This window comes from Aminipila terrae (genome assembly GCF_010120715.1).
GTDB classification, from domain to species: Bacteria; Bacillota; Clostridia; order Peptostreptococcales; family Anaerovoracaceae; genus Aminipila; species Aminipila terrae.
This window is the reverse complement of record NZ_CP047591.1, coordinates 1929133-1944318: the sequence shown is the minus strand read 5'-3', so window position 1 is coordinate 1944318 and position 15186 is coordinate 1929133. Positions and strand designations below refer to the sequence as shown.

At 37.6% G+C, this 15186-nt stretch carries 13 protein-coding genes; 1 reads left to right on the top strand and 12 read right to left on the bottom strand.

Annotated elements, in window-relative coordinates; translation table 11 throughout:
* Positions 1 to 10: 10 nt before the first annotated feature.
* The 12 genes from Ami3637_RS09215 to Ami3637_RS17460 all read right to left on the bottom strand — a co-directional run bounded on the left by Ami3637_RS09215 (position 11) and on the right by Ami3637_RS17460 (position 14582).
* Positions 11 to 883: a PhzF family phenazine biosynthesis protein gene (locus Ami3637_RS09215; protein ID WP_162362314.1), complete on the bottom strand. Its 873-nt coding sequence runs from the start codon at positions 881 to 883 to the stop codon at positions 11 to 13.
* Between the two features lie 35 nt (positions 884 to 918).
* On the bottom strand, positions 919 to 1392 hold the full coding sequence (locus tag Ami3637_RS09210) for a chemotaxis protein CheW (protein WP_162362313.1): 474 nt from the start codon (positions 1390 to 1392) through the stop codon (positions 919 to 921).
* Between the two features lie 225 nt (positions 1393 to 1617).
* Positions 1618 to 2274, bottom strand: a complete 657-nt coding sequence (locus tag Ami3637_RS09205; RefSeq protein ID WP_162362312.1) for a 3-oxoacid CoA-transferase subunit B — start codon at positions 2272 to 2274, stop codon at positions 1618 to 1620.
* Complete coding sequence (locus tag Ami3637_RS09200; protein WP_162363719.1) at positions 2262 to 2996, bottom strand: CoA transferase subunit A; 735 nt, start codon at positions 2994 to 2996, stop codon at positions 2262 to 2264. Before Ami3637_RS09200 ends, Ami3637_RS09205 begins: the two co-directional genes overlap by 13 nt.
* Positions 2997 to 3409: 413 nt before the next feature.
* Positions 3410 to 4183: a lysine 5,6-aminomutase subunit beta gene (gene kamE / locus Ami3637_RS09195; protein WP_162362311.1), complete on the bottom strand. Its 774-nt coding sequence runs from the start codon at positions 4181 to 4183 to the stop codon at positions 3410 to 3412.
* Positions 4183 to 5742 (bottom strand): lysine 5,6-aminomutase subunit alpha, encoded by a 1560-nt coding sequence (gene kamD, locus Ami3637_RS09190; protein WP_162362310.1) that lies wholly within the window; start codon positions 5740 to 5742, stop codon positions 4183 to 4185. The genes kamE and kamD overlap by 1 nt, the downstream gene beginning before the upstream one ends.
* Positions 5743 to 5805: 63 nt before the next feature.
* Positions 5806 to 7434, bottom strand: coding sequence for a lysine 5,6-aminomutase reactivase ATPase KamC (gene kamC, locus Ami3637_RS09185; protein ID WP_162362309.1), 1629 nt, complete (start codon positions 7432 to 7434; stop codon positions 5806 to 5808).
* Positions 7435 to 7466: 32 nt separating this feature from the next.
* Positions 7467 to 8483, bottom strand: coding sequence for a lysine 5,6-aminomutase reactivase subunit KamB (kamB, locus tag Ami3637_RS09180; RefSeq protein ID WP_162362308.1), 1017 nt, complete (start codon positions 8481 to 8483; stop codon positions 7467 to 7469).
* Positions 8484 to 8601: 118 nt separating this feature from the next.
* Positions 8602 to 9867: a lysine 2,3-aminomutase gene (kamA, locus tag Ami3637_RS09175; RefSeq protein WP_162362307.1), complete on the bottom strand. Its 1266-nt coding sequence runs from the start codon at positions 9865 to 9867 to the stop codon at positions 8602 to 8604.
* 171 nt (positions 9868 to 10038) lie between these two features.
* Positions 10039 to 11070: an L-erythro-3,5-diaminohexanoate dehydrogenase gene (gene kdd, locus Ami3637_RS09170; protein WP_162362306.1), complete on the bottom strand. Its 1032-nt coding sequence runs from the start codon at positions 11068 to 11070 to the stop codon at positions 10039 to 10041.
* A gap of 73 nt (positions 11071 to 11143) precedes the next feature.
* Positions 11144 to 12175, bottom strand: a complete 1032-nt coding sequence (gene kdd, locus Ami3637_RS09165; protein ID WP_162362305.1) for an L-erythro-3,5-diaminohexanoate dehydrogenase — start codon at positions 12173 to 12175, stop codon at positions 11144 to 11146.
* Positions 12176 to 12503: 328 nt separating this feature from the next.
* Complete coding sequence (locus Ami3637_RS17460; protein ID WP_243157977.1) at positions 12504 to 14582, bottom strand: sigma-54 interaction domain-containing protein; 2079 nt, start codon at positions 14580 to 14582, stop codon at positions 12504 to 12506.
* A 169-nt stretch (positions 14583 to 14751) separates the two neighbouring features.
* On the opposite strand from Ami3637_RS17460, the gene kal reads away from it, so the two are divergent.
* Entirely contained in the window at positions 14752 to 15141 is a 390-nt protein-coding gene (gene kal / locus Ami3637_RS09155) for a 3-aminobutyryl-CoA ammonia lyase (RefSeq protein ID WP_330586559.1), read from the top strand.
* Positions 15142 to 15186: the final 45 nt, after the last annotated feature.

The following is a 15186-nucleotide window of genomic DNA, read 5'->3' as shown; positions in this document are numbered from 1 at the left end:
ATCCCGCTTTTTATATGTCAATTTTACCTTCAACAAGTTTTTTATAAACTCCTCCTACATAAATCTCAGGCTTAATCCCTGTCACGGACAGTCTGCTCATTATCTTGGAGGGTCTGTTCATGGCTTCTCCCTGGAGAAAAATATTTGTTTCTCCTGGCTTTATGATTCCTTTTTCATATAGGTAATAAGTTAATGCTCCATTTGAGGTGCCCGTTGCTGCTTCTTCATCAATGTCATATAAAGGAGCAAAATTTCTACAATCTGCTGTGATTCCACTACCTTCTTCCCCAAGTGAAAAAGCATGTACCCCAGTTACCTGATATACTTCAGATAACCTGGCCAATGCTGCAAAATCAGGTTTTATATGATTCAGCACATTTTTTGAGCCAACTCCCAGCATAATGTCTGGCAATCCTGTAGAAATCAGTTCTGGATCCATAATAATATCTTCTGCCCTGATTCCCATTACAGCTGCCAGTTCTGCTTTTTTATTCTCATCAGTAATTGTACCCTTATTCACAGGCTCGCCCATCTCCATGAAAATAAAGCCATCCTTGATTTCTACTTTTAAACAGCCTGCTAAAGTTTCAAGGCTATACTTCCCATTGGTGGAAACGATTGCCCATTCCATCATTGCACCAAAAGAACCAATTGTGGCATGTCCACATAAATCCACCTCAGCAGCAGGAGTAAAATATCTGATATTGAACTTTTCCTGCCCTACTCTTTTTATAAAAGCTGTTTCCGAATAACGTAATTCCGCTGCTGTTTTAAGCATGATATCATCAGAAGGGAATTCCTGTCCCTCATCAAGTAAAACCACACCTGCCGGGTTTCCTCCAAAAATTTTATCAGAAAAAGCATCAATAATTTGAAATTTCATATCTTACTCTCCTTCTTAACATTTTTCACTTATTTTTACTGTGAAATTTCTTCCACCACTTTAGCAAAATCAATTAAGGAAATTAGCTTTCCATTTACACGCACAATCCCAGTTATTATTCCCTGTCTTCCATAAGATGCGTCAGACTTTTCAATACTTTCATTGGAAATTCTTTCGATACCCAGAACACTATTCACTCTGAATGCAGCATTTAAGCGTTCTACATCTGCTACAATAAATAACGTTCTTTCTTCGGGATTTAAATATATTCCCAAGTAATCTGCCAGGTTTATTACCGTAATAAGAATATCTCTTGGCATATATACACCTTCTACGGATGGATGTCCATGAGGAACTTTATCAACTGGAGCCGGCATTAGAATTTCCCTTACCTGTTGTACATTAACGCCAAAAATTTGATCTTTTATTGTGAAAATTAAAATCTCCATTTCGTCAGTATCTGTTTCCAATAAAACTTCGCTATTGTCACCATTTTCGCTCTTAGACATAAGAACCTCCTTATACATTTTTAATCCATATTTTCGCTGTGTGGCTTATATTATACAACAAAATTTAGTAAAAGTTAAGAAGAAATCCCTTTAAATTGCTTTATCCTGTATATTTAACCCCTACTTCATATTTTATACAATCAAAAAACCGATTAGAAACTTATCCTAATCGGTTTTATTATTCTTTAATCAGCAAAGATAATTTATTTTCAAATAATCAGTGGTCTACTCTTCTTCCATTGCTTTTAAGTCAGCACTGATAATTAATTCGCAGCCTGTTGCAGCCTTAATATCATCCAGAGTATAATCTGGGTGTAATTCAGTAAGCATAATACCTTTATCTGTTACTTGCATTACGCCCATTTCTGTAATAATCATATCTACAACTTTTAATGCTGTATATGGAAGTGTACATTCTTTCAGTATTTTATGTGCACCCTTCTGAGTGTGAAGCATTGCAATAATTACTTTCTTTGCTCCAACTACCAGGTCCATAGCTCCGCCCATACCAGCTACCATCTTTCCAGGTACAATCCAGTTTGCCAGATTTCCGTGTTCATCTACTTCCATTGCACCAAGTACAGTAGCATCAACATGTCCACCTCTGATAATGGAAAAACTTTCTTCGGATCCGAAGAAGTTACCTGATGGAATATATGTTACATATCCACCACCTGAGTTGATTACATCAACATCTTCTTTGCCCTTTTCTGCGGCACCTGATAAGCCTGTAAATCCGTTTTCGGAGTGTAACATGATGTGTACTCCTTCAGGAAGATAATCGGCTACCATTGTAGGAAGACCTATACCTAAGTTTGCTACATCGCCGTCTTTAAATTCTTTTGCTGCTCTCTTAGCAATTCTTGCTTTTAAATCTGCCATGGTTTTTCCCCTCCTACAAGATATTTTACGTATACACCAGCAGTAGTAAATGTATCAACATCTGCTTCGCCTACTTCAACAATCTTTTCTGAAGCTAGGATTACAGTATCTGCTGCCATAGCCATTACATGGTTAAAGTTCTTTGTAGCCTTTGTGCATGAGAAGTTACCATAAGCATCACAAATGGAAGCTCTGCAAAATGCGAAATCTGCGTGTAATGGTTTTTCAAGAAGATAATCCTTGCCATCTATATTAATAACTTCCTTTTTATCAGAAATTGAAATTTCTCTTTCTCCTGTAGAAACCTTTTCTCCAGTCTGAATAATTGTACCTACACCTGTTGGAGTTAAAACACCACCAAGTCCTGCTCCAGCTGCTCTGATTTTTTCTGCCAGAGTTCCCTGTGGAACAAGTGTACACTGCAATGTGCCATCATTCATTCCCTTACCAATGATTGGGTTCATACCAACATGTGAAGCAATAATATGGTCAACCATACCTGCTGAAAGTAATTTTGCTACACCTCTGTCTGTTGTTCCTGTAACTGCTGCTGGAAGTCCACCATCATTTGCAATAATTGTTAAATGCTTAACACCTTTTTTTACAAGAGCGTCAATCAAAATTTCAGGAGTACCTGTGCCTAAGAAGCCTGCAACCATAATAGTTGCGCCGTCTTTAATACCTGCGACTGCTTCTTCGGCTGTTCTGATCTTATTAATCATCAAAAACACGACCTTTCTTTTATATACTTAAGTTTTCCTCTGGTATGTAATTTGTAATCCCCAAGAGGATTTTTCTTAGTATCTATATCTAAAATTATAAATATTTGTTAACCAACATAATACATCTTTATACATCCTCTTGTAAATTTTAACTAATGCCAGTTTTCCTCTTTACCAAAGGCAACAGTCAAATGGTTAAATAATTAACAATTAGCTTTGATAAAGAGCCCAAAATCCTAGATAAATAATAGGGTGTATAATTTGCAGTGATTTAATATTAAATATGCATCAGGCTGCAATTATTTAGCTCATTGCTGCCTATATTATACACCCAACTATTATATTGTCAATAATTCTCTCTTTAGGAAATCAATGTTTATGTTAACAGTTTCTAGTCTGAAATTCCTAATAAATTAGATTCTGCCTCTTTTAACGATTTCAGTTATTACATATGAAGCTACATGTTCTGCATAAGTATGAGGACCAAATCCAGCATCATATCCTAATTCCTGAGCTAGTTCATGAGAAACTCTAGGTCCACCGCAGATTAGAAGAACTTTATCTCTTAATCCTTCAGCTTCCATCAGTTCAACCATGTTTGTCAGGTTCTGAATATGAACATCTTTCTGAGTTACAGTCTGAGAAACTAAGATAGCATCAGCCTTCACTTCGATAGCCTTAGCAATCAGTTCTTCATTTGGCACCTGGCTTCCCATGTTGATAGCCTTAACATTCTTGAATCTTTCAAGACCAAAGTGTCCATGGAAACCTTTCATGTTCATGATAGCATCAATACCAACTGTATGAGCATCTGTACCAGTGCTGGCACCAACCATTACAACTTCTCTCTTAATGTTCTGCTCAATGTACTCGCCGCATTCTACTCTATCCATGATTTCTACATCAACTTTTGGAACTTTGATTGTAGTATAGTCAATTGTGTGCTGAGCTTTTCCGTATACGATGAAGAATGTAAATCCGCCACCCATATCCTTAGAGTAAACACAGGCAGGTTCATTAACGCCCATCTGTTTTACATAGTTTTTAGCTGCTTCACTTGCTTCATCACCATAAGGAACTGGTAATGTAAATGCAAATTCCATCTGTCCGTCATTTAATGTATCACCATAAGGTTTAACCTTAGTTAAATCAATATTATTATTAGCTGTATTACAATTGCAAGTCATTATTTTGCACCTCCCATCATTAGTGGAATGAATGGATTGAAGTAACCTGCATCTTTAACGCATACTCCTGCAAGGCCCTTTCCACCGTCTCTAGGTCTCTTAACTCCACCGAAAATACCTTTTTCAATAGTTGTAAACAGGCTTTCTTCTTCTACCTGGTGCAGAAGCTTATCTGCCTTATCAAGAACTTCCTGAGCTCTCTTCTGCATGATACCATCTTTCTTGAATTCAACTTCGCTGCCCAGATCTCTTGCATTATTGAAGATGTACTGAGCATTTTCAATAGAAAGATATCTGTCATGCATATGTGGAGTGTGGATAGCTTCTGTAGGCATACCTAACAGTTGTAGTGACTGTCCTGTCCAAACTGAAATTAAGTTGAACAGTGCATCCTGCAGGTGACCTTTAAAGATATTACCTGTCATAAACTTTGTAGGAGGCATATACTTAAGTGAAGCGTTAGGGAAAATTTCCTTAGCCATTTCAGCCTGAGCTAATTCATATAAGAAACCATTTTCGATATCTGGATCCATTTCAAATGCATGTCCAAGACCCATCTGGTGTTCTTTTACGTTTGCAATTACTGCGAACTGTTCATTCATGAACTGTGATGCAAGTACTGTATGAGCAGCTTCATAAGCATCATCTGTAGTTAGGTAGTTATCTTCTCCTGAGTTGAAGATAATGTCACAGTAACCGATGATTACTCTTGAGAAGAACTGGTCTACTAGAGTTCTCTGCATATTGATATCTCTGAATAGGATACCGTAGATAGCGTCATTTAACATAACGTCTAATCTTTCTAATGCACCCATAGCAGCGATTTCTGGCATACACATACCAGATGAATAGTTACATAATCTAATGTATCTTCCTACTTCTTCGCCTACTTCATCAAGAGCCTTTCTCATGATTCTGAAGTTTTCCTGTGTAGCATAAGTACCACCGAAACCTTCAGTAGTTGGTCCATAAGGAACATAGTCAAGTAAGCTCTGTGCAGTTGTTCTGATAACAGCAATGACATCAGCACCCTGTCTTGCAGCAGCCTGTGCCTGAGTAACGTCTTCATAGATGTTACCAGTAGCTACGATTACATAAAGGTAAGGTCTTCTGCCTTCACCTAATTTTTCAAGATATTCATTTCTCTTTGCAGTCTGAGCTTTAATCTTTTCTAAAGCTTTCTTTACATCAGGCATAATCTTTGCTTCTGCTTCTTCTTTTGATGCAGTTTCAAGCTTAGTGATGTCCAGCTGTCCTGCTGCCATCTTTTCTGCAATTTCCTGTGGTTCTAAACCAGTCTGAATCATTGCATTACCCATCCAATAAGCTACACCTCTTGGAAGTCCGCCAGCTGCTTTAATCTGGTCAACTACAACGTTTGGAAGCGGAGTTTCCACTTCATCAACTCCGTCAACACCTAAAAGACGCAGAATGGTTCTTTCTGTACTTACTGTAGTATGTCTGTCGATAAATTCCTGCATACTCTGTGCAATTCTTGCTGCGCATGAACGTGCACTGTCAATTTTCTTTGGATCTAAGTTTAGCTTATTTACTGCCATCCTTTTCATTCCTCCTCTTTGCTTTTATCTTCCATATAGGGAAAACATATGCAATAAAATAACTTATTTAATAAATGTTTTGGCTTTTTCGATGATTTCATCGTTAAGCCCTAATATTTTTGCAATGTTCAGAGCATCTTTCGGAATCTCTTCCTCACGCTCAACAGTCTTTAGTCTATAATCCATGTATTTGGAAATGATATTTATGCGCTCTTTTCGGTTCGCATATTTAATTTCCTTATCCAACTTATTAAAGTCAGCATTTTCAAGACCCACAACCTGCATGGTTTTAACCATACTTCTCTGTGTAAGATTATCAAAATGGGTTGTAATTAAAGTTATATATGGTTTTTCCTGCAGATACTCGATTAAACTTCTTGTCAGTGCCAAACCTTCAACAGGATTTGTTCCACTGGCAATTTCATCGATAAGAATCAACGACTGGGATTTGCTGTTATCCAATATCTCTTTCAGTTCTTCCATTTCACTTCCAAAGCTCGACAGGCCTCTTTCCAGGCTCTGACTGTCACCAATCAGAATCTGAATAAAGTTGCATAACCCGACCCTGGCGTAATCACAAGGGACAAAGAAGCCATACTGAGTCAGTAACTGTATCATCCCTGCCAGTTTAAGACTGACAGTTTTACCGCCCATATTAGCTCCCGTTATACAGGAAACTCCGTCTGCAAGCGTCATGCTTACAGGGCAATATTTTTTACCTTTGGACGTTAAGATGTCCTCAACCTCCAGATGTCTGCCTTCTTTAAACTCTAATATGTGCTCTCTAACAATTTCAGGTCTTATACATCCATGCTCTTTTGCATATACAGTCTTACCCATTGTAAAATCAAGCTGGCCCATCTTACTACAATTTCCTAAAATTAAGTTTTTATTCTTATAGATTTCCTTAGACAGTTGTTCGCGTACTCTCAGCTCTTCCTCTTCGATTTGTTCCGTAAGCTGATTCATTTTAGTAATCAGTTCATCGGCTTCCTCAGAGGGTTTGATCCCAAAAGTAATATTCACATAATCCTGATCTTTTATAAGTAATTCAGGAACAGCTTTTAACTTTTCAACCTGTTCAGTTTTTGTTTTTGAAATAATGCATTCAAATTTAGGTGATATATTCAGATTATATTTTTCTTCCAGATACAATTTTGTTTTCTTCTGTGCCTTGCGGACAGCAATTTCAAGTTCATGTTTCTGTTTTCTTAAAGGCCCTAAATTTTCAGAAAACTGGTCGTATATGTAAAAGGTATTTATCCTTTCCTTACCAGGATCCAGGGTATTAAGAATTTCTTCAATATCATTCAGCATGAATTCTTTCAAAACAAATTCCTGATTGTCAAGTAAAAGCTTTCTTATCTTTTCCATTATTAGCAGCAAACTTTTTAATTCAAAAAGTTCTACAACGGATAATGTGCTATTTGCGGATCTTTCTAACGTGTAGGTACAATCCTTAGTTTCCATAAAGCATTCAGATAAAATGTCACCTAATTTCGGCTTCTGGTTAAGCATCCTGGAGATTTGTTCCATTTTGGAAAATTCCCGTTCAAGCGCTTCCTCCTGTCCCGGCATATATGGTTCCAGCTCTTTCATAATCTTTGTGCCAAAAGGAGTTGCAGTGTAGATACTCTGCATAACATAACTAAGTCCAGTTTCCTTTCTTGTCTTAACGTTTGCCAGTCTCATCTGTCCATTACCTCCTTAAACTCATTGATTATTTATTCCGTATATTTTACATCAACTACTGGAATATCTCCTACAGCAGCTTTCATAGCATCTATCAATGCTTTATGCTCAAATGAATATCCTAACGGAGCATAAGGGTTCACGGTAATGGCCGCAACCTTTATGTTCTTAAGAACTTCCACACAAAAGCCCTGTTTCTTTAATTGACCCCATCTGATAGAATCAATAAAGATTTTAGTTGGGTCCTTCAACACAAACTTAATCTTCTTAAACTTTTTTGGATGAATATCTGCAATAACGCTGTTTGTTAACGCCCCCGGAATATAAATATATTCGGTCTTTTCATCAATGGCGTTGTCAATAAACCTGCTGGCACCCAAACCAGTTTTTAAGTCAAGTTTTTTCATTTTGTCCCCAGAGAAAATAATAACATTTTCATTTTTATCTTCAATAGTCTCTCTGATAAATCGATTTTCGATTATAGGCAAGCTGTATAATTCAAGAGTATGAGCAGTTTCATCAACTACTCTGTTCATGCTTCTTGAAAGTACTGCACCAGTGGAAAGAATGATTGCATCTGAAGTTTCCGGCGCAGCTATGGACTTTCTGTCTATAGCCCCGTCAATAAGGATAATTTCAGCTCCTAAGGAAAGCATTTCTTTACACATCTCTCTATGTTCTACAGTGCTGACTGGTCCTGCAATCTGAACATATCCGCTTTCAACAACTCTGCATAAAAGCAATTGCCCCAGAGCTGTAGAATATTTGCTCATCTTCAATATTTCAAGACCTGCTTCTGCAAGATCATATAGCTGCTTCGGAATAGAAACAATAGTTCCCGTGTCCAAAAACACTCTTGGCTTCTCTGTTCCCGTTACCAAATCCACAGTCTCGCCGTCTCTTCCTGTAGATGTAATGCCTAAAATTACCCCTTCGTCCATAGCTTCTTCAATTATGTAATTAAGAGCAGTGGTCTTACCGGCATTTTTAGCCATTCCTACAATAGAAAGCGTTTTATATTTATCTTGTAATTTATCTAGTAAGCCCATAATTTTCTCGTTTCTAATTTATATAACATGAAAACACATGCACCTTGCTGCTTAGGCAAGCGGCTCGGTGCATATATTCATGTCATTTTTTATTGTATAGCGTCTTTAAACGTTATACTTATTCATGCTTATTTCTTTCGTGACGAAGAAGTCCCTGTGGTTCCATGGACATTCTTTCACCCTGTTCAAGACCTGCAACACCTTCATAGTGATAGTCTGCAACATTCTTGCAGTTTTCATAGCTGCACTTAAGTGGTGGTAAACCTACAGGTTCTGTGTAAGTTGTGATAACACCTTCGTAGTTTCTCAGAATTACCTTGTCAGGAGTCTGTGAAATTACATACTGAGGCATTACTGGAGTCTTACCGCCGCCACCAGGAGCGTCAACTACAAATGTTGGTACTGCATATCCTGAAGTATGTCCTCTTAATCCTTCAATGATTTCAATACCCTTTGATACTGGAGTTCTGAAGTGTTCAATACCTAATGAAAGGTCACACTGATAGATATAGTAAGGTCTTACTCTGTTCTTTACTAAATGATGCATAAGATTTCTCATTACATGTACATCATCATTTACACCTCTAAGCAGAACGGACTGGTTACCTAGTGGGATACCTGCATCAGCAAGCTTTCTTAAAGCTTCCATTGCTTCAGGTGTCATTTCTTTTGGATGGTTAAAGTGAGTGTTCAGCCAGATTGGGTGATACTTCTTTAACATATTTACTAAGTTGTCAGTAATTCTCTGAGGCATAACTACTGGTGTTCTTGATCCTAATCTTACGATTTCAACATGCGGAATCTTTCTTAATTCGCTGATGATGTATTCAAGAGTATCATCTTCAACGCATAAGCAGTCTCCACCTGAAAGAAGTACGTCTCTTACAACTGGTGTTCTCTTAATGTATGCGATACATGCATCGATGTCTTCTCTTGATCTTGCACCATCAGTTTCACCAGCAAGTCTTCTTCTTGTGCAGTGTCTGCAGTACATTGAACATTGGTCAGTTATTAAGAACAGAACTCTGTCTGGATATCTATGAGTTAATCCTGGAGCTGGAGAATCTTCATCCTCATGTAGTGGGTCAAGCATGTCTGCATCACTTCTGTGAGTTTCTACCAGTGTAGGAACAGCCTGCAATCTGATTGGGCAGCTTTCATTTTCAGCATCCATTAAAGAAGCATAGTAAGGTGTAATACCTACTCTGAATCCAGCCATTACCTTTGTGATGTCTTCTTCTTCTTTAGCAGTTAATTTTACTACCTGCTTAATTTGTTCAACAGTACCTAATCTGTTTGCAACCTGCCAGTGCCAGTCATTCCACTGTTCATCAGTAACATCTTTCCATAGAGGAATGTCTTTCCAATTTCTTCTATCAGCCATTTGACTCTCTCCTTTTCATTGTAAAACTTAAACTATTATCGAACTCTATTTATATAAAATCAGCAAATTTTGACCTTCCCCAAGGCCTTTTGTTTTCTAGTCTATGTTCACAGCGTGTTACACACCTTTTTCGTTGTGTAACACGCTTTTTTTCTAGTGGTTTTTTAAATATTATGCGTATAGTTCCTGGAACATCTTTCTGATTGATTCACTTTCTCTTAAAATCTGAAGTGTGATTTCAGCATGTCCGTTGCAGTATCCGTTACCTACAATCATGTCAATGTCTTTACCAACACCTTCAGCGCCAAGAGCAGCCTTAGTGAAGCTTGTAGCCATTGAGAAGAAGTATACCAGACCGTGTTCCTTACAAGCAAGGATACAAGACATTTCTGTATTTTCGATGTTTACGCAGTTGATAACTAAGTCTGCAAGCTTTCCATCAGTTAATTCCATAACCTTGTTGTAAATGCCAACAGCATCTGTAGCATCAGCAAGAACATAGTGGTCAGCATAACCTAATTTCTTAGCTCTGTCTAAAGACTTATCGAATCCATCGATAACGATTACGTTACCAGTTACGCCAGCTCTCTTCTTTGCTTCATAGCCAACAAGAAGACCGGACTTTCCGCCGCCACCAATAACTACTACTGTATCTCCAGGCTTAACAAACTTAGCTGTCTGAGCAGGAGCTCCAGCAACGTCTAAAGCTGATAGTGCAAGTCCTTCTGGAATATCAGTAGGAAGCTTTGCATATAAACCGCTCTGGAATAATATAGCCTGTCCTTTGATGTCAACCTGGTCAATATCAGGTCTGATTTCGATGATTTCATCAATTTTAAGTGGAGTTAGTGAAAGAGAAACAAGAGTTGCAATCTTGTCTCCTACTTTTAAATCGCCTTCGTAAGCAGGTCCGATTTCCTTTACAGTACCAATTAGCATACCGCCTGAACCAGTAACCGGGTTCTTGTGCTTACCAGCTTTTTCTACGATGCCAAGCATGATCTTCTTAATTTCTTCAACATCATGGTTTGCCTGTTCTTCGATCTGAGTAAAACTAGCGGAGTCAATGTTTAAAGTCTGTACATCGATAAGTACTTCGTTATCATAGATTTCCATTGTATTATCGATAACGTCTGCTGGCTGTGGTAATACTCCCTTTGGTGAAATAACTCTGTGTGTTCCGTATGGGCATCCTTTTTTCATAGTATTCTTGTTCCTCCTAAATTTTAGCACGAAATAAAATCAGCGAAATCAGCTATTCTATTTCAATTTAAATTTAAGCATACATTTGTTGGAACAGTTTTCTAAGAGGTTCGCATTCTCTAAGTTCCTGAAGTGTTATTTCAGCATGACCGTTGCAATATCCATTGCCTACGATCATTTCGATATCCTTTCCTACACCTTCTGCTCCTAATGCTGCTTTTGTAAAACTTGTTGCCATGGAAAAGAAATATACAGTTCCATGTTCTTTGCAAGAAAGAATTGAAGCCATCTCTGTGTTTTCAATATTTACGCAGTTTATAACCACATCTGCAAGCTTACCCTTGGTTAATTCCATAACTTTGTTATAAACACCAACAGCGTCTGTTGCATCTGCAGTTACATATTCGTCTGCCAGATTAAGATTTCTGGCTCTTGTCGTTGACTTATCCGAGCCGCCTATACAAATGACCTTTCCAGTTACACCGGCTCTCTTCTTTGCTTCATATAAGCACAGAAGACCGGACTTACCGCCGCCGCCAATTACTACTACTGTATGCCCTGACTTAACTAACTTTGCAGTTTGCGCAGGTGCACCAGCCACATCTAAAGCTGACAGTGCAAGTCCCTCAGGCATATCCTGTGGAAGTTTTGCATAAATACCGCTCTGGAATAGGATTGCCTGTCCCTTGATATCTACCTGATCAATAGCAGGTCTGATCTCAAGGATTTCATCTATCCTAAGCGGAGTAAGTGACAACGAAACAAGAGTTGCAATCTTGTCTCCTACTTTTAAATCTCCTACATACGCAGGCCCAATTTCTTTTACGGTACCAATAAGCATGCCGCCAGAACCAGTCCATGGGTTCTTGTGTTTACCAGCTTTCTCAACAATACCGAGCATAATCTTTTTAATCTCTTCAATATCTCCCCCAGCTCTTTTCTCAATTTCAGTGAACGATGCTGAGTCAATGTTTAAAGTCTTTACGTCGATTAGTACTTCATTGTCATAGATTTCCATTGTGTTATCAATAACATCTGCGGGTTGTGGTAATACTCCCTTTGGGGAAATCACTCTGTGTGTTCCGTACGGACATCCTTTTTTCATATTGAATACCTCCTAAAAAAAATTTATCATAAAAAATTAAAAATAATTTTTATGGACCTTAATATTTTTTCTGGCTAAAAGTATTCTTGCGCAAATATATTAAGCAATAACCATGCCATTATGTTGGAAATTTAAAAAATAAACCAGTTTCTACATATATATATATATACTCATATATTTTAATCACAATTTTGCTTTTATATACAATTTTGTTTCTATCAGCAATAACTATCTTGTCATTGTCCCTTTCTATGCGAACCGTTTTATGTTCAAATACAAAATAACGCGAACCGAATTTGGTTCGCGTTATTTCAGAGTGCATTCTCAGCTACAGTATTCCATATTTTTTCTTCTTTCGAACTAGCTGTGTCTGGCTTATTCCAATGGCTAGAGCCGTTTTTCTTGTAGAGCCGTATTTCTCACAGGCATGTCTCAGCAGGTTTTTCTCAAAACTTTCCACAAGAGGTTCCAAAGCGAAATCTTTACTGATAATCTCTTCGAAATTGTCGTCACTGCTGTAATCCAGCTGTTCAAATGCCGTATCATTCAGGCATTTAATAACGTCTATCAGCGTTACATTTTCGCCTTTTGCGCTTATTAAGATACGTTGCACTGAATTTTCCAGTTCTCTTATATTTCCAATCCATTTACGTTCTTTCAGATAGTCAATGGCTTCGTCATCAATCCCCCGGTTTATACCATATTTCTTGTTATACGTCTTCACAAAATGCTTTATCAAGGCTGGTATTTCAGCCTTTCGTTCCTTTAAAGACGGTATTTTAATTGGGAACACATTTAATCTGTAATACAGATCCTGCCTGAACTGTTTCTTTTCTATTTGTTCCAGCAGATTCCGATTGGTTGCAGAAATAATTCTTACATTGGTTTTTATTGGTGTGGTCCCTCCGACCTTGTATAACTCGCCATCCTGAGTTACTCTGAGTAGTTTCGCCTGTATATCTAAAGGCAGTTCCCCTACCTCATCAAGGAAAATTATGCCGTTATCAGCTGACTCAAAATACCCTTTTTTACCTGACGTATTTGCTCCTGTAAAAGAACCTTTTTCATACCCGAAGAACTCTGATTCCATGAGGTTTGGCGCGATGGCAGCACAGTTTATTTTTATAAATGGCTGCATATTTCTCACACTGTTTTTTTGTATAATATTAGCGATTTTATCTTTACCTACACCAGTTTCTCCTGTAATAAGCACATTGCAGTCATACTTTGAAACCTTTAGAATTTCTTCTAAAACCACTGCCATTGCACGACTTTCACAGATAAAGTTTTCCGCCATGCTGTGTCTGTATCCTTCGCTGGATAAGACTCTGTCTTCTCTTATCAACGGGTAAGCCAGATCCTCCTCGAAAACTGCTGTAGAGGTAACGGCATCTTTTATATAAGGGGCCAGTTCCCTTACAATCTCAATATCAAACTCATCATACTTTTCCAGATACCCGTCTGCACACTTTAATTCAAGATGTTTTGATATGGATTCGGTTATATATAAAGCGATGTTGTAGTTATTTATAAAGTTTGCAAATATAACGGTTCCACCAGATTTTGTGGCAAGAATATTAATTGTTTCTGCTCCCGGAATGTCTGCACAATTTACAGTCATATCGAATCTTGATTCTATGTTTAATTTCTCCAGGCATTCCATAGGTCTTAAAATATTTACATAGTGTACCTCATCAAACACCTCAGAAAGCAGCTTATCAATTGATTTTCCTACTATTACAAGATCTGTCTTTTTATCAAAGAGGCAGATAATTTCAGCATCAGGCCCGGCCTTTTTCCTTATGACATACCCAAACATTAAGTTGGTCATGATATTATTGCCCAGAACAAGAAAGCTCTTACGGCCTTCAATTTCCCTACTCACCCTGTACAGAGTGCCTGATTCATTAAAGATAAACAGTAGTAAGTTTAAAGGAACCCCTTCCGGCTTTCTGACTACAGGAATCTTGTCAAATACAATGGCATATCCCTCTACCTCTACCTGTTTATAAGCTTTATCAACGCTTATAATCCGGTTAATGTACAAGGGAACACCTGCCAATGAAGTATTACAAAGTATTTCATCCCCGGGCTTAAGGTTCTTTTCATTGTTATATTCTTCACCAATTTCATCTACGATGCCATAAAGCAATCCCCCGGTATCTGTGACAGGATTATGAAATTTGCCTCTTTTAAGGACAATATCCATAATCTTTTCTTTTATTTGCTCATCGTGGTTATTAGCTTCCAGACAAATCTGTTTAAAGCTTGTAGTTTCAATATGCAAACGTTTAATAGATATTCTCATTTCTTCCTGAGAGATTTCTCTGGAATTATCCAGCTTCCATGCTGACGTTGGCAAAACATATTTTGGTTCTAAAACACGACGAATCCCATAATTTAACATATTTCACTATCTCCCCACTTTTTCTCTGAACCAAAATCGGTTCGTTTTTCTCTATTTTCAATAATAACTCATTGGCACGGGATTTGCAATTAATATTTGTGTCTATTTTTACTGGACAAAAAAACTATTTATTATTAATTTAATTATTTTATAAAAGGAGAATACTATAATGGAAAAGATTTCATCAACATTAAGATTAAGAATGTCACATAAGGATGCTCACTACGGCGGAAGCCTTGTAGACGGAGCTCACATGGTTCACCTTTTCGGAGACCTTGCTACAGAATTATTAATTAAATTAGACGGAGACGAAGGTCTTTTCTTAAGATATGACGAAGTAGAATTCTTAGCTCCTACTTATGCTGGAGATTATATCGAAGTTTATGGAGAAATCACTAAGGTTGGTAACACTTCAAGAACTATGACTTTCGAAGCTAGAAAAGTTGTTGTTGCTAGACCTGACATCAGCCCATCAGCTGCTGACTCACTAGAAGAACCAATCGTAGTTGCAAGAGCTAAGGGTGTTTGCGTAACTCCTAAAGATTCACAGAGAAAATAATAAAAAGTAACAATTCGACCAATTATACACCAATAGATATTTAAA

Bases quoted from the DNA above. Each gene is read 5' to 3' on its own strand.
- Ami3637_RS09210 (WP_162362313.1), bottom strand. From the start codon at position 1,392: ATGTCTAAGAGCGAAAATGGTGACAATAGCGAAGTTTTATTGGAAACA.
- kamD (WP_162362310.1), bottom strand. From the start codon at position 5,742: ATGGCAGTAAATAAGCTAAACTTAGATCCAAAGAAAATTGACAGTGCA.
- kamC (WP_162362309.1), bottom strand. From the start codon at position 7,434: ATGAGACTGGCAAACGTTAAGACAAGAAAGGAAACTGGACTTAGTTAT.
- kdd (WP_162362306.1), bottom strand. From the start codon at position 11,070: ATGAAAAAAGGATGCCCATACGGAACACACAGAGTTATTTCACCAAAG.
- kdd (WP_162362305.1), bottom strand. From the start codon at position 12,175: ATGAAAAAAGGATGTCCGTACGGAACACACAGAGTGATTTCCCCAAAG.
- Ami3637_RS09205 (WP_162362312.1), bottom strand. From the start codon at position 2,274: ATGGCAGATTTAAAAGCAAGAATTGCTAAGAGAGCAGCAAAAGAATTT.
- Ami3637_RS17460 (WP_243157977.1), bottom strand. From the start codon at position 14,582: ATGTTAAATTATGGGATTCGTCGTGTTTTAGAACCAAAATATGTTTTG.
- Ami3637_RS09215 (WP_162362314.1), bottom strand. From the start codon at position 883: ATGAAATTTCAAATTATTGATGCTTTTTCTGATAAAATTTTTGGAGGA.
- kamE (WP_162362311.1), bottom strand. From the start codon at position 4,183: ATGACTTGCAATTGTAATACAGCTAATAATAATATTGATTTAACTAAG.
- kamB (WP_162362308.1), bottom strand. From the start codon at position 8,483: ATGGGCTTACTAGATAAATTACAAGATAAATATAAAACGCTTTCTATT.
- Ami3637_RS09200 (WP_162363719.1), bottom strand. From the start codon at position 2,996: ATGATTAATAAGATCAGAACAGCCGAAGAAGCAGTCGCAGGTATTAAA.
- kamA (WP_162362307.1), bottom strand. From the start codon at position 9,867: ATGGCTGATAGAAGAAATTGGAAAGACATTCCTCTATGGAAAGATGTT.
- kal (WP_330586559.1), top strand. From the start codon at position 14,752: ATGGAAAAGATTTCATCAACATTAAGATTAAGAATGTCACATAAGGAT.